At 73.3% G+C, this 17057-nt stretch carries 15 protein-coding genes; 5 read left to right on the top strand and 10 right to left on the bottom strand.

Annotation, left to right across the window (positions count from 1 at the left end):
• Positions 1–4: 4 nt before the first annotated feature.
• The 9 genes from pstA to DC008_RS16065 form a co-directional block, all read right to left on the bottom strand.
• Positions 5–1069, bottom strand: a complete 1065-nt coding sequence (gene pstA / locus DC008_RS16105) for a phosphate ABC transporter permease PstA (protein ID WP_108707586.1) — start codon at positions 1067–1069, stop codon at positions 5–7.
• Complete coding sequence (gene pstC, locus DC008_RS16100; RefSeq protein ID WP_108707585.1) at positions 1066–2076, bottom strand: phosphate ABC transporter permease subunit PstC; 1011 nt, start codon at positions 2074–2076, stop codon at positions 1066–1068. The genes pstA and pstC overlap by 4 nt, the downstream gene beginning before the upstream one ends.
• Before the next feature lie 131 nt (positions 2077–2207).
• A complete protein-coding gene (gene pstS / locus DC008_RS16095; protein ID WP_208645894.1) occupies positions 2208–3338 on the bottom strand; it encodes a phosphate ABC transporter substrate-binding protein PstS in 1131 nt (376 codons plus the stop codon).
• A 213-nt stretch (positions 3339–3551) separates the two neighbouring features.
• The gene (locus DC008_RS16090) at positions 3552–3974 is read right to left on the bottom strand and encodes an NUDIX hydrolase (protein ID WP_108707583.1); all 423 of its coding nucleotides are present in this window, start codon (positions 3972–3974) and stop codon (positions 3552–3554) included.
• A gap of 28 nt (positions 3975–4002) precedes the next feature.
• Positions 4003–5025 (bottom strand): CHAD domain-containing protein, encoded by a 1023-nt coding sequence (locus DC008_RS16085; protein ID WP_108707582.1) that lies wholly within the window; start codon positions 5023–5025, stop codon positions 4003–4005.
• Positions 5006–7381 (bottom strand): RNA degradosome polyphosphate kinase, encoded by a 2376-nt coding sequence (locus DC008_RS16080; RefSeq protein WP_208645892.1) that lies wholly within the window; start codon positions 7379–7381, stop codon positions 5006–5008. The genes DC008_RS16085 and DC008_RS16080 overlap by 20 nt, the downstream gene beginning before the upstream one ends.
• A gap of 129 nt (positions 7382–7510) precedes the next feature.
• A complete protein-coding gene (locus DC008_RS16075; RefSeq protein WP_108707580.1) occupies positions 7511–8509 on the bottom strand; it encodes an ABC transporter permease in 999 nt (332 codons plus the stop codon).
• Positions 8506–9393, bottom strand: coding sequence for an ABC transporter ATP-binding protein (locus tag DC008_RS16070; protein WP_108707579.1), 888 nt, complete (start codon positions 9391–9393; stop codon positions 8506–8508). The genes DC008_RS16075 and DC008_RS16070 overlap by 4 nt, the downstream gene beginning before the upstream one ends.
• Entirely contained in the window at positions 9390–9776 is a 387-nt protein-coding gene (locus DC008_RS16065) for a GntR family transcriptional regulator (protein ID WP_055624799.1), read from the bottom strand. The genes DC008_RS16070 and DC008_RS16065 overlap by 4 nt, the downstream gene beginning before the upstream one ends.
• Positions 9777–9888: 112 nt before the next feature.
• On the opposite strand from DC008_RS16065, the gene DC008_RS16060 reads away from it, so the two are divergent.
• Positions 9889–10575, top strand: a complete 687-nt coding sequence (locus DC008_RS16060; RefSeq protein WP_108707578.1) for a hypothetical protein — start codon at positions 9889–9891, stop codon at positions 10573–10575.
• A 7-nt stretch (positions 10576–10582) separates the two neighbouring features.
• Here DC008_RS16060 and mshD read toward each other — a convergent pair whose 3' ends face one another.
• Complete coding sequence (mshD, locus tag DC008_RS16055) at positions 10583–11518, bottom strand: mycothiol synthase (RefSeq protein ID WP_108707577.1); 936 nt, start codon at positions 11516–11518, stop codon at positions 10583–10585.
• A gap of 145 nt (positions 11519–11663) precedes the next feature.
• Between mshD and DC008_RS16050 the strand changes: the two genes are divergently transcribed.
• The 4 genes from DC008_RS16050 to DC008_RS16035 all read left to right on the top strand — a co-directional run bounded on the left by DC008_RS16050 (position 11664) and on the right by DC008_RS16035 (position 17053).
• The gene (locus DC008_RS16050) at positions 11664–13478 is read left to right on the top strand and encodes a bifunctional metallophosphatase/5'-nucleotidase (RefSeq protein WP_108707576.1); all 1815 of its coding nucleotides are present in this window, start codon (positions 11664–11666) and stop codon (positions 13476–13478) included.
• Between the two features lie 95 nt (positions 13479–13573).
• Positions 13574–14806, top strand: a complete 1233-nt coding sequence (locus DC008_RS16045) for an LmeA family phospholipid-binding protein (protein ID WP_108707575.1) — start codon at positions 13574–13576, stop codon at positions 14804–14806.
• A 100-nt stretch (positions 14807–14906) separates the two neighbouring features.
• Positions 14907–15998 (top strand): type VII secretion integral membrane protein EccD, encoded by a 1092-nt coding sequence (locus tag DC008_RS16040; protein WP_108707574.1) that lies wholly within the window; start codon positions 14907–14909, stop codon positions 15996–15998.
• A 14-nt stretch (positions 15999–16012) separates the two neighbouring features.
• Positions 16013–17053, top strand: a complete 1041-nt coding sequence (locus DC008_RS16035; protein ID WP_374207469.1) for a CpaE/TadZ family protein — start codon at positions 16013–16015, stop codon at positions 17051–17053.
• Positions 17054–17057: the final 4 nt, after the last annotated feature.

Genomic DNA, 17057 nt, shown 5'->3' with positions numbered 1-17057 from the left:
CGCGTCAGCGACCGGCCTTGGGGGCCTTCCAGCGGGCGATGCCGCGGGCCGCCAGGTTGAGGATCATGATGAAGGCGATGAGCACCAGGGCCCCCGCCCAGGCGCGGTCGTAGGCGGCGCCCGAGCCGCCGCTGTTCGCGTACTGCAGGTAGATGTAGACGGGCAGGGAGGCCTGCGGGTCCTGGAAGGGGTTGGCGTTGATGAAGTTCGTCACCCAGACAAGGAGCAGCAGCGGGGCGGTCTCGCCGGTGATGCGCGCGACGGCGAGCATCACACCCGTCGTGATGCCGCCGACGGAGGTCGGCAGCACCACCTTGAGGATGGTCCGCCACTTCGGCACGCCCAGCGCCAGCGACGCCTCGCGCAGCTCGTTCGGGACGAGCTTGAGCATCTCCTCGGTGGAGCGGACGACGACCGGCAGCATCAGGATGGCCAGGGCCATGGAGCCGGCGAAGCCGGAGTAGCCCATGCCGAGGACGACGATCCACAGGCTGAGGACGAACAGGCCGGCGACGATCGACGGGATGCCCGTCATGACGTCCACGAAGAACGTGATCGCCTTCGCGAGCCTGCCGCGGCCGTACTCGACCAGGTAGATCGCGGTGAGCACGCCGATCGGGACGGCGATGGCGGTGGCGATGCCGACCTGCTCCAGGGTGCCGAGGAGCGCGTGGTAGATGCCGCCACCGGTCTCGGTGTCGGCGACCACGCCCATCGAGTGGGTGAGGAAGTAGCCGTCGAGGACCTTCACCCCGCGCCGGACGGTCTCGTACACGAGGGAGGCCAGCGGGATCACGGCGAGCAGGAACGCCACCCAGATCAGGCTGGTGGCGACGCGGTCCCTGGCCTGCCGGCGGCCCTCGACCCGGGCCGAGACGCCGTACGTGCCGGCGACGAACAGCAGGGCGGCGATCAGCGCCCACTGCACGCTGCTGTCCAGTCCGGCGGCCGCGCTGATGCCGAGGCCGAGGGCCACGGAGCCCGCGGCGACCGCCCAGGAGAACCACCTGGGCAGGGTGGCGCCCTTCAGGCTGCCCGGGCGCCGGGCGGAGAGGGTGGTGCGGCTCATGCGTTGGCCCCCGAGAACTCCTTGCGCCGCTCGATGATGAGCCGGGCGGTGCCGTTGACGAGCAGGGTGATGACGAAGAGAACCAGACCGGAGGCGATCAGCGCGTCCCGGCCGTCCGTGGTGGCCTCGTTGAACTTGCTCGCGATGTTCTGGGCGAAGGTGCCGCCGCCCGGGTCCAGGAGGCTGGCCTCGATGTCGAAGGTCGGCGACAGGACCATCGCGACGGCCATCGTCTCGCCGAGCGCGCGGCCGAGGCCCAGCATCGAGGCGGAGATGACGCCGGAGCGGCCGTAGGGCAGGACGGCCATCCGGACGACCTCCCAGCGGGTGGCGCCGAGGGCGAGGGCGGCCTCCTCGTGCGCCCGCGGGACCTGCCGGAAGATTTCCCGGCTGACGTTGGTGATGATCGGCAGGATCATGATCGCGAGCAGGATGCCGACGGTGAACAGCGAGCGCGGGGCGCCGCCGTTCCACTCGAGGACGCCGGTCCAGCCGAGGTACTCGTCCAGCCAGGCGTACAGGCCGCCCAGGTGCGGCACCAGGACGAGGGCGCCCCACAGGCCGTAGACGATCGACGGGACCGCGGCGAGCAGGTCGATCACGTACGCGATGGGGCCGCCGAGGCGGCGCGGGGCGTAGTGCGTGAGGAACAGCGCGATGCCGACGGAGACCGGCACGGCGATCGCCAGCGCGATGACCGACGACACGACCGTGCCGAAGGCGAGCACGGCGATGCCGAAGACCGGTGGGTCGCCGGTGGGGTTCCACTCGAAGGTGGTGAAGAAGTTGGCCTCGTCCTTGCCGATCGCGCTCGCGGCCCGAAGGCTCAGGAAGACGGCGATGGCGGCCATGAGGACCAGCAGGAAGATGCCGGAGCCGCGGGAGAGGGCGAGGAAGATCCGGTCGCCGGGGCGGGTGGCGCCTCGGGCGCCGGATCCGCGCTCGGCCCGGTCCGGGAGGGAGGCGGGTGGAGCAGTGTCGTTGTCGTTCTTTACCGATATGTCCATGGGGGTCTCCGGTCTGCGGAGCCGCCGCGCGGGGCGGCTCACGGCGGAGCGCGCCCGGCGGCGGGACGCTCCTGGCGGCGGTGCACCGGAAGTGCGGCCGGACCCGGGCCTGGGCCCGGCCGCGGCTCAGGTCAGCTCAGGCTCGAGATGGTGGAGCGGACCTTGGTGATGATCTCGGCGGGGACCGGGGCGTAACCGGCGTCGGCCAGCAGGCCCTGGCCGTCCTCGGAGGCGATGTAGGAGAGGAAGGACTTCACGGCGGGCAGGGACTCCGCCTTGTTGCCCTTGTCGCAGACGACCTCGTAGGTGACGAGGGTGATCGGGTACGCGCCCTCGGCGGACGGCGTGTAGTTCAGCTCCAGCGCCAGGTCCTTGCCGGTGCCGACGACCTTGGCCTCGGAGATGGACTTGGTGGCGTTCTCGGTGGTCGCCTCGACCGGCTCGGCGGCACCCGTCTTGATCTTGACGGCCTTCATGCCGTCCTTGACGTAGGACAGCTCCATGTAGGAGATGGCGCCCGAGGTCTGGGCCACCTGCTGCGCCACGCCGGAGGAGCCGGACGCGGACTGGCCGCCCTTGGCCTCCCAGGACTTGGCGGGCTCGTACTTCCAGTCGTCGGGAGCGGCGGCGGCCAGGTACTTGGTGAAGTTGTCGGTGGTGCCGGACTCGTCCGAGCGGTGGAACGCCTGGATCTTCAGGTCGGGCAGCTTCGCGTCGGGGTTGAGCTCCGCGATGGCCTTGTCGTTCCAGTTGGTGATCTCGCTGTCGAAGATCTTGGCGAGGGTGGGCGCGTCCAGGACGAGGCTGTCGACGCCCGGCACGTTGTAGCCGACGCCGATCGGGCCGACGACCATCGGCAGGTCGATGGCCTGGCCGCCGTCGGTGCAGGCGGTCTTCTTCGACTCGGCGATCTCCTCCGCGTCCAGTGCGGAGTCGGAGCCGGCGAACGCGGTCTGGCCCTGGAGGAAGGCGGTGACACCGGCGCCGGAGCCGGTCGGGTTGTAGTTGAGCTGCACGTCCTTGCAGGCCGCGCTGTACTGCCGGACCCATGCGTCGATCGCGTTCTTCTGCGCGGACGAACCGGACGCCTGCAGCTGGCCCTTGGCGTCGCCGCAGTCGATGGCGCCGGCCTTGGCGGTCGCCGCCGAGTCGCCGCCGGAGGTGCCGGTGTCGTCGGAGCCGCACGCCGTGAGCGCCAGGGCGCCGGAGACGGCGAGAGCGCCGAGTGCGAGAGCCCGCCGGGTCTTGCGCTGAAGCTTCACTTGAGGGGTTTCCTTCCGGGAGCCGCCGTCCTGAATTCGGCGGCGTGCGAAGAATGGTGATGAGGACACGTCCCCCGGGGCGCGGTCTCTCATCGTGCACGGCCGAAATTAGACAGATCAGGTGAAGCCGCCGAAGGGCGTGCGTGAACGGAGGGTGAACCCCTGAGGACGGGGCGGTGCGGCCGTAGCCCGGCCTGATCCGAACGAAAGGCCCTACGCCTGGTGCAGTAAGGCGAGCAGCGTGTCGACGAGGACGCGGTCCCTCGGCTGGGTCAGCCGGTCCCGGGCGCGCTCGGGGGTCAGCCAGAGCACCTGGTCGACCTCGGAGCTCGGCGTGAAGGTGCCGGGGCCCGCCTCGGCGGCCCAGTACCGCACCTCCTTGGGGCGGCCGTCCACGAGATAGCGGACCGTCGGCAGCTCGGCTCCGGGCCGGGGCGGGTGCCCGGTCTCCTCCTCGACCTCGCGCAGCGCCCCGGCGAGCGGGTCCTCGCCGGGGCGCAGCTTGCCCTTGGGGTGCGACCAGTCGTCGTACTTGGGCCGGTGGACCAGGCAGATCTCCAGCGCGCCGGTGTCGGGCGAGCGGCGCCACAGGGCGCAGCCCGCGGCGTGCACCGTACGGTCGTCGGCTCCTGTCATCGGGTGCGCCTCCTTGGGCCGGTGTGGGTCAGGGCGTGCCCACGGTCTGTTTCTGCCAGGACTGCTGGAACGCGAACCGGGCCGCCTCCACCTCGTGCCGCTGGTCGGCGTGCAGGACGCCGAGCGCGTAGGCCGTCGCGGGGGCGATGCGGGGGGTGCGGGCCGCCTGGGCGGCGGCGGTGGCCGCCTCGGCGGCGTCCCGGTGCCGGTCCAGGGCCTGCCCGGCCGCCGTCAGCCGTACGTCCATCAGGCCGGGGTCTGCGTGCAGGACCTCGCGGGCGTAGCGGTGCAGCCGCAGCAGGAGGCGGACCTGGTGCCAGGGCGCGTCCTGCGGATGCGGCGCAGGGTCCGGGGACAGGCCGTGGACCAGTGCCTCGGCGTTGTACGGGTGCCCGGCGGTCACCAGGGGCAGCGCGGCCACCGCGGCGGAGAGCCGCTCCTCGGCGGCGGCCGCCAGGGGCCGCAGATCGGCGCCGGCCGCCCCCGGGGCGAGCGGGACCTCGCTGGCCAGCAGGGCGACCGTGTCGGCGAGCGCGTGGAAGCGGCTGCCGCCGAGGGCCCGCAGGGCGGTGGAGTGGGCGCGGGTCCGGGCCAGGGTGAGCTGCCGTTCGAGCAGGGCGCCCGCCTTCGCCGCGCCCACGGCGAGCTTGCCGGGCTCGGTGGCACCGGACGGCGCCGGGCCCGGTGCCTGCGCCGGGAGCACCGGGGTCCCCGACAGCCGGTGCAGGGCCAGCAGCAGCCGCTCCAGACGGGCCGCGTACGCCTGCTCCAGGGCGAGCGTGCCCGACAGCCAGGACAGTTCCGGCTGTACGGACTCCGACCAGGCGGCGTCCAGCAGCGGGCGGAAGGTGTGCAGGCTGCCGCTGATCCGGCGGGCCGAGCGCCGCAGCGCCCGGACCGCGTCGACGGGCTCCGCGGCCGTGCCACCCTCCCGGTGCAGGCGCAGCGCGCGGAGGAACTCCGTGGCCTGGGCGCGGAGTTGGTCTGCGAGGGCCGTCCCGGGCACCGCGCCGGCCGCGGGGTCCGCCGGATCAGGGGGTCGGTGTGCCACGCCGGCGCCTCCGGGCGTCTATGAGCATCTCCTGGACGTTGCGCAGGGGCTGGCCCTCCGCGTCCGTCGCGTGCCGGGTCCACTCGCCGTCCGGGCCGAGATGCCAGGACGCGGTGGTGTCGGACATCCCGGTCTCCAGGAGCCGGTTCAGCGCCGCGCGGTGCGCCGGGTCGGTGACCCGGACCAGGGCCTCGATCCGGCGGTCGAGGTTGCGGTGCATCATGTCGGCGCTGCCGATCCACACCTCGGGCTCGCCTCCGTTGCCGAAGGCGAACACCCGGGAGTGCTCCAGGAAGCGGCCGAGGACCGAGCGGACGCGGACGTTCTCCGAGAGGCCGGTCACGCCCGGGCGGACCGCGCAGATGCCGCGCACCCAGATGTCCACCGGGACGCCCGCCTGGGAGGCGGCGTAGCAGGCGTCGATCAGGGCCTCGTCGACGATCGAGTTGACCTTGATGCGGACGTAGGCGGGACGTCCGGCGCGGTGGTGCTGGACCTCCTTGTTGATCCGGGCGATCAGGCCGTCCCGCAGGGACTTGGGAGCGACCAGCAGACGTCGGTAGGTCTCGCGGCGCGAGTAGCCCGACAGCCGGTTGAACAGGTCGGACAGGTCCGCGCCGACCTGCGGGTCGGCGGTCAGCAGGCCCAGGTCCTCGTACAGGCGGGCCGTCTTCGGGTGGTAGTTGCCGGTGCCGACGTGGCTGTAGCGCCGCAGGGTCTCGCCCTCCTGACGGACCACCAGCGACAGCTTGCAGTGCGTCTTCAGGCCGACCAGGCCGTACACGACGTGGCAGCCGGCCTCCTCCAGCTTGCGCGCCCACTTGATGTTGGCGTGCTCGTCGAAGCGCGCCTTGATCTCGACCAGCACCAGGACCTGCTTGCCGGCCTCGGCCGCGTCGATGAGCGCGTTGACGATGGGGGAGTCGCCGGAGGTCCGGTACAGGGTCTGCTTGATCGCGAGGACGTCCGGGTCGTCGGCCGCCTGCTCCAGGAACGCCTGCACGGACGTGGAGAAGGAGTCGTACGGGTGGTGCAGCAGGACGTCCCGGCTGCGCAGCGCGGCGAAGATGTCCGGCGCGGACGCCGACTCCACCTCGGCGAGGTCGCGGTGGGTGCCCGCGATGAACTTCGGGTACTTCAGCTCGGGCCGGTCGATGGAGGCGATCCGGAAGAGGCCCGTGAGGTCCAGGGGGCCGGTCAGCGGGTAGACCTCGGCCTCGCTGATCTTCAGCTCGCGCACCAGCAGGTCCAGGACCTCCTGGTTGATGTTCTCCTCGACCTCCAGGCGCACCGGCGGCCCGAAGCGGCGCCGCATGAGCTCCTTCTCCAGAGCCTGCAGGAGGTTCTCCGCGTCGTCCTCCTCGACCTCCAGGTCCTCGTTGCGGGTGACCCGGAACGCGTGGTGCTCCAGCACCTCCATGCCCGGGAACAGCTCCTCCAGGTGCGCGGCGATGACGTCCTCCAGCGGGACGTGCCGGCCGGGGGAGGCCTCCAGGAAGCGGGAGAGCAGCGGGGGCACCTTGACGCGGGCGAAGTGCGGGGTGCCGGTGACGGGGTTGCGGACCCGGACGGCCAGGTTCAGGGAGAGCCCGGAGATGTAAGGGAAGGGGTGCGCCGGGTCGACGGCCAGCGGGGTCAGCACCGGGAAGATCTGGTGCCGGAACAGGGTGAAGAGGCGGGCCTGCTCCTTCTCCGTCAGCTCGTTCCAGCGGACCAGGTGGATGCCCTCCTCCGCGAGTGCGGGAGCGACGTCCTCGTGGTAGCAGGCGGCGTGCCGGGCCATGAGCTCGCGCGAGCGGGCCCAGATCATCTCCAGCACCTCGCGCGGCTGGAGCCCGGAGGCGGAGCGGGTGGCCACGCCGGTGGCTATGCGGCGCTTCAGACCGGCCACCCGGACCATGAAGAACTCGTCCAGGTTGCTGGCGAAGATGGCCAGGAAGTTCGCCCGCTCGAGCAGCGGGGTGGTGGGGTCCTCGGCGAGTTCCAGCACCCGCTCGTTGAACGCCAGCCAGCTGCGCTCCCGGTCGAGGAAGCGGCCCTGGGGCAGCTGGACGCCCTCGACCTCGCCGATGTCGTAGGCGTCGAGATCGGCGTCGATGTCGGGTTCCAGGTCGGAGACGGCCGCGGAGGTGACGGTGTGCGGGCGGTGCGCCGCGATCGAGCCCACGGAGGGCTGCGCGTGCTGGACCTGTGCCTGGGCGTTCGAGGACTGGCTCATACGCCCATTCTTCCGCGCATCGAGGCGTACAGGCGCGTCGGAACGCGCGGGTGGGAGCGTCACCGGGAGGTGTCGTACGTCCCCGTTCCCCGCGCCCGTGTGCGGAGGCGGCGCGGGCTCTGGCACGGCGGGAGTCATGCGCCGAGGGTGGCAAGGCCGGTTGAACCGCCGGTTACCAGGACATGGCGTGCGGGACACGGCCGCGCCCGCCCGCACGTCCCCCCCCCCGTGGAGAGACGTACGGACGCGTGCGAGCGGCCGCTCCCGTCATACGGCTCGCGCGACCCGGCGGTTCAGCAGACGGAAGGAGAGCAGCACCGCGAGGGCCGCGAGGGTGAGGACGACGGCCGTCTCGGCCAGCTGCAGCGGCCAGAAGTGCGAGGCCGGGTGGAAGTCGCGGTAGTAGCCGACGATGTCGTGCTCGGCCAGACAGCGGGCGTCGTCTACGCAGATGGGGTCGCTGACGCGGGCGCCGGTCGAGGTCAGGGCGCCGTCGTCGACGACCATGCCGCTCCACTCGGGGTACTGCTTGCCGGTCAGCGTCTTGACCGGCCACAGGTACGGGCGCACATCGCTGAGGGCGATCATCAGCGCGCCGAGGCCGAGGACCGCGGTGCCGAGCGCGGGCAGGGCGCGGCGCTGGAGCATCCCCGCGAGGGCGCCGACGGCCAGGCCCAGCAGGGCGTAGGCGGTGGCGAGGGTGCCGTTGGCCTCGTAGGCCGGGCTCTGGTGCCAGTCCGCCATGCCGATGGTGACGCGCAGCGCGGGGTCGGCGGTGAACAGCAGGCGGTGCAGCAGGGTGAGCACGAGCATGCCGGCGGCCAGCAGCGCGGCCGGGACGGCGAGCTTCGCGGCGAGCCAGCGGGCCGGGGAGACCGACTGGGTCCAGGCGAGGCGTGCCGTGCCGTTCTCCAGCTCCCGGCCGATGAGCGCGGCGCCGGCCCAGGCCGCGGTGAGGAAGGGGACGATCTGGATGAGCCCGCCGGCCAGCGCCTCGGCGCTCCGGTAGCGGTCGGCGGCACGGCCCCCCATGTCGCAGCCCAGGTTCGGCCGACCGTCGAGACAGCCCCGGGACCGGTACTCGGCCCAGGCGGCGTCCGCGCCCGGCCCGTACGCCCACAGCAGGACGCCGGCGGCGACGGCCACCAGCATCACCCAGAACCACAGCGCCGAGCGGTGCAGCCGCAGCATCGCCCAGAGCAGGCCCCGGGGTCCGCGCCGCGCGGTGACGGCGGGCGCGGTGCTCTTGAGGGTCACGGTGGTCATACGGCGGCCTCCCGCACGTCGTCGAGGAGCAGGGCGGGGGCCTGCGGGGCACGGAGATGGGCGAGGACCAGCTCCTCCAGGGTGGGGGCGGTGTCCTGCCAGCCGGCGTCGAGAGGGCCCTCGGGCCGGATCAGGGCGGTGAGCGAGCGGCCGGTGGTGCGCGACTCGACGACGGTGTGCGGCTCCAGGGAGGTGTCGGCGCGCCCGGTGACCAGGCGGTGTGCGGCGAGCACGTCGTCCAGGGGGCCGGACAGGCGTACCCGTCCGGCGTTGAGCAGCAGCAGATGGTCGCAGGAGCCCTCCAGCTCGGCGACGACGTGCGAGGACATCACGACCGTGGTGCCGTGTCCGGCCGCGTCCGCCATGAGGGACGCCATCAGCTGGTGCCGGGCGAGCGGGTCGAGGTCGGCCATCGGCTCGTCCAGGAGGAGCAGTTCGGGCCGCTTGCCGAGCGCGAGGGCGAGGGCCACGCGGGTGCGCTGACCGCCGGAGAGGGAGCTGATCTTCGCCTCCGGGTCCAGCTCGCCCTCGGTGACGATCCGCTCCGCGACCTCGTCGTCCCAGCGGCCGGGGTTCAGCTCGCGGCCCCAGCGCAGGGTCTCGGCGACGGTGAGCTGGAGGTGCAGCGGCTTGTCCTGGGCGACGTAGCCGACGCGGGCGCGGGCCTCGGCGGGGGACCGGCCGAGCACGGTGAGCGTGCCGGCGGTGGGCCGGGCCAGTCCGGCGGCCAGGGAGAGCAGGGTCGACTTGCCGGCGCCGTTCGGGCCGACGACGGCGCACACGGCGCCCGCCGGGATCCGGAACGCGCAGCCGTCCAGCGCCGGCTTCCCCCGCCGTCCGAACCGCATGCCCAGCCCGGCCGCCTCGATGGCGGTCACGGTCATGACGGGTCCCCCTTGAAGTGTGTGTCCAGTACGGAAGTGAAGAGCGCGTCCACGTCGTCGCGGTCGAGTCCGGCCTCGCGGGCCCGTACGGCCCAGGCGTCCAGCTCGGCGCGGAGCGGCGACTCCGCCGGGGCGGTGCTCAGCGCCCGGCGCACGAAGGTGCCGAGTCCCCGCCGCGCCTCGACCAGGCCCTCGCGCTCCAGCTCCCGGTACGCCTTGAGGACGGTGTTCGGGTTGATGGCGGTCGCCTCGACGACCTCACGGGCGGTGGGCAGCTTGTCCCCGGGCTCCAGCAGGCCCAGGCGCAGCGCCTGTTTGGTCTGCTGGACGATCTGCACATAGGTGGCGACGCCGGAGCGCCGGTCGATGCGGTACTCGATCATCGCGTTCCACCACCCTTTCACTAATTGAGTAGTGAAAGGGTGGTGTAAGGGGGTCGGGAATGTCAAGCGGGGGCCGGTACGGTGACGGCGGCCGAGGGCGAGGGAGGGGCGCGTGAAGCTGTCCGCAGCGTGTGTGGTGGCCGTCGACGTGGGCTCCGTCCGCACCGGTTCCTTCGCCTGGGCGGCGGTCGACATGCCGGGGCACACGCTCACCGCGCACGGCGACGACCCCGCGGGTGCGGCCGGAGCGCTGAGCGCGGCCCTGACGGACGGGGCGAGCGCGGTGCTGGCGCTCGAGGCGCCGATGTCCGTGCCGGTGCCCGGCGACTGGAAGCTGCTGGGCAAGGGCCGTACCGGGGAGGGGAACCGGGCCTGGTCGGCGAGCGCGGGGGCCGGCGCGCTGGCGACCGGTCTGGCGCAGGGGGCGTGGTTGCTGGCGGAGATCGCCCGCGCGCTGCCCGGACTCGCGGCCACCACTCAGGTATCGCGCTGGCGCGGTGCGGCGGACGGGGGCGGGGCTCCGCTGCTGCTCGTGGAGGCGTTCGTGTCGGGGGAGGGCAAGCCGGTGCCGACCGCGCTGGGGCCGCACGCCGCCGACGCCGAGGCGGCCGCCCGGGCGGTGGCGGAGCGGCTGGCCGGCGAGGACGGCACCGATGGCACCGATGGCACCGACATGACCTGCGCGCCGCAGCGCGCGTTCAGTCTGCTCGCCGCGCAGGCGCACTGGGCCGGGCTGGCCGTCGCCGGCGACGAGCTCGCGCTCGACGTCCTCGTGGTCCGCGCCCGGCCCGCAGGGTGAGGGCCGCTCAGGTCTCCGTGCGGTACATCAGGTCCGTCTCGTACGTCGTGAAGCCGAGCCGTTCGTAGACGGACACGGCCGCCTTGTTGTCGGCGTCGACGTAGAGCATCGCCGTGGGCAGCCCCTGCGCGGCCAGGTGCCGCAGCCCGACCGTCGTCAGGGCCTTGCCGAGGCCGCCGCCCTGGACGCCGGGGCGCACCCCGAGGACGTACACCTCGCCGAGCCGCTCCTCCGCGTGGACCTTCGTCCAGTGGAAGCCGACCAGTTCGCCCTCCCGTTCGGCCAGGAAGAAGCCCGCCGGATCGAACCACGGCTCGGCCATGCGGTCGTCGAGGTCGCGCTGGGTGAGCGAGCCCTGCTCGGGGTGGTGGGCGAACGCGGCGGCGTTCACCGCGAGCCAGGCCGCGTCGTCCTGGCCGGGTACGAACGTGCGGACCGTGACGCCCGCCGGGAACACCGGGTCCGGCAGGTCGAGGCCGGTCAACGGCAGGCGCATCTGCCGCAGTTCGCGGAACAGGGTCAGCCCCAGCACCTGGGCGAGATGGCGGGCGGCGGAGTGCCCGCCGTGCGCCCACACCCGCAGCCGCTTGCCGGACGCCGCCAGCAGGGCCGTCCCCAGCGCCCGCCCGTGCCCATGGCCGCGGTGCGAGGGGTGCACGACCAGTTCGGCGGCGGGCGCCTCCACCGGATCCGTGTCCTCCAGCTGGGCGTACCCGACGAGTTCGCCGCCCACCGTCAGCAGCAGATGGGAGACGCCCTCCCGGCCGCCGCCAACGCTGTGCCGCAGCTGGAGTCTGCCCTGTTCGGACACCGCCTGCTGCCCGTCGATCCGGGCGGCCTCCGCGAGCAGTTCGAGGACGGCCTCGGTCTGCTCCGGGGCGAGGGCGGAGTAGGTCTCGACGGAACGGGACGGGACAGAGCGGGCGATGTCGTCGCTGGTCATGCGTACGAGGGTAAGGCGCTGTCCGGGCAAAGTCGCGGCACAGAAGCAACCAAGGTGTAACCCGGAACCCCCTGTCGCGCTACGCGCGTTGACTCTAGGCTGCGGGCCGACGGGCCCATGCCACTCACGACCCACAGGGGGGCGGATGTCAGCCACATCCCACCAGCAGCACCGCAGACGCCGTACATACGCACTGGTCGCGACGGCCGCCGGGCTCGCCACCGCCGGCGCGCTCGCCGCGGCCCTCCCCGCGACCGCCTCGCCGGCCCCTTCCGGCAAGGGCGGCCACGGTCACGGCCACACCAGCCGCTACCAGGACGTGCAGCTGCTGTCCTTCAACGACCTGCACGGCAACCTGGAGCCGCCGTCCGGCTCCTCCGGCCGGGTCACCGAACTCCAGGCCGACGGCACCACGAAGACCATCGACGCGGGCGGCGTGGAGTACCTGGCCACCCATCTGCGCCAGGCCCGCGAGGGCAACAAGTACTCCGTCACCGCGGCCGGCGGCGACATGGTCGGCGCCTCCCCGCTGATCTCGGGCCTCTTCCACGACGAGCCCACCGTCGAGGCGCTGAACAAGCTCAAGCTCGACGTCACCTCCGTCGGCAACCACGAGTTCGACGAGGGCTCCAAGGAACTGGCCCGCCTGCAGAACGGCGGCTGCCACCCCACGGACGGCTGTTACTCGGACAAGAAGTTCAAGGGCGCCGACTTCCCCTACCTCGCCGCGAACGTGCTGAGCGAGAAGAGCGGCAAGCCGATCCTCAAGCCCTACTGGGTGTGGAAGAAGAAGGACGTCAAGATCGGCTTCATCGGGGTCACCCTCGAGGGCACCCCGGGCGTCGTCTCCGCCGAGGGCGTCAAGGGCCTGAAGTTCAAGGACGAGGTCGAGACGATCAACAAGTACGCCAAGGAGCTGCAGCGCCAGGGCGTCAAGTCGATCGTGGCCCTCATCCACGAGGGCGGCTTCCCGGCCTCCACCTCGTACAACTACGACTGTGACTCCGGGAGCGCCGGCTCCGGCGTCTCCGGCCCGATCGTGGACATCGCCAAGAACATCACGCCGTCGGTGGACGCGCTGGTCACCGGCCACACGCACAACGCGTACGCGTGCACGATCCCCGACCCGTCGGGCAAGCCCCGCACGGTCACCTCGGCCTCGTCCTTCGGCCGCCTCTACACCGACACCACGCTGACGTACGACCGCCGCACCGGCGACATCGCCCGTACGTCCGTGAAGTCCGCGAACCACGTGGTCACCCGGGACGTCGCCAAGGCCCCCGACATGACCGCGCTGATCTCGAAGTGGAACACCCTCGCGGCGCCCATCGGCAACCGCCCGATCGGCTACATCTCCGCCGACATCGTCAAGGACGGCACCGAGTCCCCGCTCGGCGACCTGATCGCCGACGCCCAGCTCGCCTACGGCAAGGAGCTGGACCCGGAGACCGACCTCGCGCTGATGAACCCCGGCGGCATCCGGGCGCCCCTGACCTACGCGGCCCAGGGTGCCGAGGGCGACGGCGTGGTCACCTACGCCGAGGGCTTCACGGTGCAGCCCTTCTCCAACACGGTGAACCTCCAGGACCTCACCGGCGCCCAGCTCGTCCAGGTGCTCAAGGAGCAGGTCAGCGGCACCAACGCGGCCTCGCCGAAGATCCTGCAGATCTCCGCGGGCCTCACCTACACCCTCGACCTGACCAAGTCGGGCGCGGACCGTGTGGTGACGGACTCGATCAAGCTGAACGGCGCCCCGATCGCCCCGGCGGCCACCTACCGCGTCGCGATGAACAACTTCCTCGCGGGCGGCGGCGACGGCTTCACCACACTGGGCCAGGGCACGAACCCGCTCGTCGGCACGGACGACCTGACGGTGCTGCAGAAGTACCTGACGGCCAACTCCACGCCCACGAACCCGATCGCGCCCCCGGCGGCCGGCCGGATCACCGTCGTCCAGTAGGACGGCACCCCCGCACCGGTGGACAGGCGTGAACTGGATCGCAAACCTCCGGTAGCGGTTGCGGGTGGGGGGAGTGCGCATGGTCGGATGGACCGATGCGTTCCCCCCACCACATAACGGCGCATCACCCCCCGAACCCCTACGAGGAACTCGGCAGGCTGGACGACGGCCCGCTCGACCACTTCCTCACCGAGGACGTTCTCACCGAGGACACCGGGCTTCGGCCCGTGGAGGCGGACGCCCAGGACGACCCCTGGGCCCCGCCGGACCACCGCAGGAACGGCCGGCGCAGGCGGCGCGGCCGGCTCGCCGGAGCACCGCTCGCCCTCAAGGCCGTCGTCGGCCTCCTCGTCCTCGCCGCCTTCCTGACCCTGGCCGACCGCTGGGCCCTGCTCTACGCCGAACGCCGGTCCGCGGACGCCCTCCAGGACCGCCTGCATCTCGCGGCGGCCCCCGAGGTCGAGATCGACGGCTTCCCCTTCCTCACCCAGCTCGCCGGCGAACGCCTCGACTCGGTCAGGGTGACCGTCCCCGACGTGGCCGCCGACCGTGTCTCGCTCGCCCAGGTGACGGCCACCGCCCACGACGTACGCCTGGACACCGACGGCCCGCTGAAGGTGCGCGGCGCGTTCGTGCCCGCCCTGGAGGGCGACGTCCTGCTCTCCTTCGCCGACCTGCGGCGTGAACTCGGCGCCTCCCAGGTCACGTTCACCGGCGAGGGCCGCGACCGGGTGCGGGCCCGCGGCACCCTGCCCGTCGCCGGGCACGACCTCAGACTGCACGCCGAGGCCCAGGTCCGGCGCGAGGGCGAGCGCGGCATCGCCACCCATATCGGCGGGATGCGCCTGGAGATCGGCGACCTCGCGACCTACCGCCCCGGCGCCCGCGCCTCCGACGGCCTGCATCTGAGCCGGACGTCGGCGGCCCGGCTGGCCCGCGAGACCCGCAAGGCGAAGGCGCTGCTGTCGGTCCCGGCCGTCGTCGGGCGCCTCGGCGTCCCCGACACGGCCGTCCGCGCGGCCCTGCGCAACGAGGCGAAGCTGACCGAACTGACCGGCAGCCCCCGCTTCGTACGGCAGGCCATGCGCCTGAACCTCATCGACCTGGCGCTGGAGCACCCGAAACTGCTCGGCCTGCTCGGCTTCGACCCGGCCCTCCTGGACGCGCTGCCCCGTCTCACCCGCCCGGTCCTCACCGACCGACTCTCGCTCGGCTTCCGGCTGCCCGAACCCCCCAACGGACGGCTGCGGCTGCGGGACGTCCGTGTGGAGAAGGACGGCATCCGGGTCCGTCTCCAGGGCACGGACCTGGCGGTCGGCCGGAGTTGAGGAACAGCGATCACTCCTGGTCACAGGCGCGGGCGGGACCTTCCCGCTTCCCTCACGCCCTCTCCATCCACCCGGATCGGCCGGTGGTAGGTTCGGGCGCGTGACAACCACGGGGTCCGAGCGCACGCCGGCGCCGGAGGTCCTTTCCCGCGGCCCCGCCGGGCACGACGCCGCCGACGCGTCCACCGACGACCCCGGGGTCCGGCCCTGGCGATGGCGGCCCTCCGCACGACGCGCCGCCGGCGCGACCGCGGCCGTGCTCTGGGCGTCGGCCGCCGCCGTCCTCGCCCTCCACCGGTTCGACCCGGCCACCGTCGGGTCCGTCCTGCTCCCCACCGCCCTGGCCGCCGCCGCGGCCGGGGTCCTGTGCGGGCGCGCCCGGCGCTCCACGACCGCCGTCGTCCTTCTCGCGCTGGCCGCCGCCCTGGCCGTCGTCGGCGTGTGGGCCTCGGCCGGCGCGCACGACTGGCCCGGACCGCTGCGGGCGGCGGCCCTCGCCGGTGCCGTGGCCGCCGCGTCGGCGCTCGCCGGCTGGTGCACCCCCGCCGGGCGTCCCGCGCTGACCGGCGCCGCGGCCATCGTCGGCTGCCTCGTCCTCGGAGAGGCGGCGGTCCTGTTCCAGGGCGGCGCACACACGGCCGTCCAGCAGAGCCGGGCCGCCGCCCTGCCCGCGCTCGCGGTGGGCCTCGCCCTCGGCGTCCTGCCGCGGCTCGCCCTGACCGCCAGCGGCCTCACCGCCCTCGACGACCGCCGCACCGGCGGCGTCTCCGTCAGCAGCCACGGCGCCGGCACCGCCCTCGCGGTCACCCACCGCGCCCTCGCCCCGGCGACCGTCGTCCTCGCCCTGGCGTCGGGCGCGTCGGGCGTCCTCCTGCTGCGCACCGCGACCGCCGGGACGGTGACGCTCGCCGTGCTGCTGGCCCTCGTCCTCGTCCTGCGGGCCCGCGCGTACCCCCTCACCGTCGAGGTCGGGGCGCTGCTGCTGGCCGCCGCCGCCGTCGTCGTGCGGCTCGCCGCCACGTGGGGGGAGCCGGGCGTCGTCGTCCTCGCCCTGCTCGCGGTGCTGCATCTGACCGTGCGTCCGTCCGAGGCGCTGCGCGCGACGCTGCGCCGGGCCGGCGACCTGCTGGAGCCGTGGGCCGTGCTCGCCCTGGTACCGACGGCGGTCGTGGTGTCCGGCGGCTTCGCGTAGGGCAGGGTGACGGCGTGACGGGGACTCAGGACACACAGCGCGGCCCGCTCGGGCCCGCACCGGACGGCGGCCGGGGCCAGGAGCCGTCCCCGCCGCCGGTCCCCCGGCAGACCTTCGTTCCCGACCACACCCGGGGGACACCCGAGTCGGTGCCGACCGTCGACCCCCGCCTCGCCGTCGCCCTGGGACGCCCGCAGCACGGCGACTCGGCCGCCCGGCGGGCCGGTGCCTCGCTGCGCCGGCTGACCGCGTCGGCCGCGCAGGAGGTCACCGAGCACACCCGGCTCGCCCGTGAGGTGCAGCAGCCCGTCACCACCGGACGGGTCGTCGCCGTCACCTCGATCCGCGGCGGCGTCGGCAAGTCCACGGTCGCCGCGCTCCTCGGACGTACCTTCAACCACTACCGGCACGACCCCGTGCTCACCCTGGAGGCCGACGCCGCCCTCGGCACGCTCCCGATGCGCATGGGCGCCAAGACCGTGCGCTGGACCTGCGCCGACCTCGCGTCGATCCTGACCCCGTCGATGGGCCTGACCGACCTCACCGGCTATCTGGTGCCCGTCCAGGACGGCGGCTGGCTGCTGCCCGCGAGCCAGGGCCGGGTCGGTGCCCCGCTGGACGTACGGACCTACCGGACCGTGACCCTCGCGCTGCGCCGCTACTTCGCGGTCACCGTCGTGGACAGCGAGACGCTGCCCGGCGAGGTGGCCCGTACGGCGATGGACACCGCGCACGCCCGGGTCGTGGTCGCCCCGATGACCGCCGAGGGCATCCACGGCACCCGGCAGGTGCTGGACTGGCTGGCCCAGCTGCCGCACTCCGCGCTGCACAGCACCGTCGTGGCCCTCAGCGCCGCCACCCCGGACGCCACTCTCGACGAGCGGACGGCCGTGGCCCACCTGCGGGAACCGGGGGTCCCGGTGGTCCTGCTCCCCTACGACCGGCATCTCGCCCAGGGCGGCCCCATCCGCACCGACCTGCTCGCCACCGCCACCCGCGACGCGGCCGTCCGCCTCGCGGCGGAGACCATGCGCCGCGCGGTCGCCGCCCGCTGATCCG

The sequence above is a fragment of the Streptomyces nigra genome, from assembly GCF_003074055.1.
In the GTDB taxonomy this organism is placed as follows: Bacteria; Actinomycetota; Actinomycetes; order Streptomycetales; family Streptomycetaceae; genus Streptomyces; species Streptomyces nigra.
Note: the sequence above shows the minus strand (reverse complement) of the source record. Positions and strands in the feature narration are given on the sequence as shown.